Source organism: uncultured Croceicoccus sp., assembly GCF_947496385.1.
Classification (GTDB): domain Bacteria; phylum Pseudomonadota; class Alphaproteobacteria; order Sphingomonadales; family Sphingomonadaceae; genus Croceicoccus.
In genome coordinates this window covers 1-1,763 of sequence record NZ_CANMCP010000039.1, presented here as the reverse complement: position 1 = coordinate 1,763, position 1,763 = coordinate 1, and the positions used below count along the sequence as shown (strand labels likewise).

At 50.1% G+C, this 1,763-nt stretch carries 1 protein-coding gene and 1 pseudogene; both read right to left on the bottom strand.

The window, feature by feature from the left end:
* Window positions 1-205: 205 nt before the first annotated feature.
* Window positions 206-910, bottom strand: coding sequence for a hypothetical protein (locus tag Q0897_RS15985; RefSeq protein ID WP_299310414.1), 705 nt, complete (start codon window positions 908-910; stop codon window positions 206-208).
* A gap of 509 nt (window positions 911-1,419) precedes the next feature.
* Window positions 1,420-1,763 (bottom strand): annotated as a pseudogene (locus Q0897_RS15980) (transposase); the annotation flags it as partial.

Here is a 1,763-nt window from a genome sequence, read left to right as displayed (position 1 = left end):
CAAGCCCTCCATCACAATGAAGAACCTGAATCATGCGGCCCCGCAGATCACAAGCCGTTTTATGAGTTTACCGCCTAATCACAGCCGGGGAAAGTAGAGGGCACCTCACTGGCTCTGGACAAGTCTCACGCTTAGGCTATTCTCATCCAATCGCTGTCGCAAAAACACCAGATCTTTACCCCTACCTACAATTTGATCGGTTTGGTCAGCCCCGCTCACCGTGAATCGGGCCATCTGCCGGCGGATAGGAACGGACATCCTCGATACGAAAAGTATCACGCTCGGTCACCGGAGCGTCGCGTTCGGTGACAAGTCCGTTACGGTCAGTCATAGGAGCAGAGTAGGACGGCGGAGCGGGAGCGAGAGCTACAGCACAGGTTTCGCCTGCAGCTTCCATCGCTTTGCGTATCCGACGATCTTGCCTCATGACCTCACAAGCAGATGCAGTTTTATCAAGAGCCGCCATTTGCGTGGCAAGCAGAATACGCTGACAGGTTTTTAGCCCGAACGGAATTCCCAGCGCCGCACCAAACGACGGACCGGATGCGCCGCCCGACAAGCCAGCGCCACAGGACGAAATCATGGTTGGCGCAATTGCAGGGGGAGTGTTGCGGCGGAATGTATCTCCCCCAACCGTCACCGACTGACTGCTATTCGTACTTCCCTCTCCGCCAACGGAAACGCTGTTTGATCCGCCGTTCCCCATACTCGATCCATCGGAACTGTATGTACCATTATTAGTGGTGGTTACGGCGTCACCAGCAACGTTATTGGTAACCGTATCATTCGTTTGCGTATATGTATCGGTGTTGACTGTATTAGTGTCTTGCTGAATATCATAAATAGTATTAGTTTGCGCCACTGCCGGCGTTGCCAATACTACGAAAAAGGCGGCCCATGCGTATTTCATTATTAATCTTCCTTAGAAAAACAGGAAATTATAAAAATTACTATATTCTTTCTTCAACAAAAATTGAGGATGCAAGGAATTCAGACAAACAACCCCGGCGAATAATCACCCAAATTTATTGACCCGGATTCAGTATTTATTCCGTTAAAAATAAATAACAACCATCGATCATATGGACGCTAAAAATATTCGTTGCCATTTCGAAATTTAAATCATTTTCGATAACGAACATTTTTCCTTCGCTACTTTTATATTACTAACCGGCACAAAAGCCTCGTATCCCTAAACTTTCAAGTGCGCTTTTCGTTTCAAACAATTGAATATCTTGTCAAAAGGTCCCAGTACGATCTTTCAGTTGACCCAAAATAAATCAAATTGGAAAGACTCGATGAGTCTTCGAGTCGCTCTATGAAACCTGGTAATACCAAGGCGCGTTGATCATGAGCCATGGGTCCATTGAGGCCGTCCGATGGACATGATGCGCAAAGGCTGATTGACGCGTAGATTCATTACGCGGCGAGGCAGAGGCGGGTGCAGACCAGTTTGATGGCGGCGAGATAATTGGCGGGATCCTTGTCGCATCGTGTCGCGATGCTTTGAGCTGCTTGATCCGGTTGAAGAAGCTTTCGGCGAGGTTGCGCTGGCGATAGAGCCATGGCGAGAAGCCAAAGCGCTGTTTGCGGTTGGATCGGTTGGGAATGTTGGCCCACACGTTCCTTGCTGCTGCTGCTGCTGCCTCGCGAATGGCGTTGCTGTCATATCCCTTGTCGCCCAGTAGGGTCGCGCCTTCGGGTATAGCCTCGATGAGTGCGTCGGCCTCGCAGGCATCGTAGACCTGACCAGCGGCCAGCCT

Bases quoted from the DNA above. Each gene is read 5' to 3' on its own strand.
- Q0897_RS15985 (WP_299310414.1), bottom strand. From the start codon at position 910: ATGAAATACGCATGGGCCGCCTTTTTCGTAGTATTGGCAACGCCGGCA.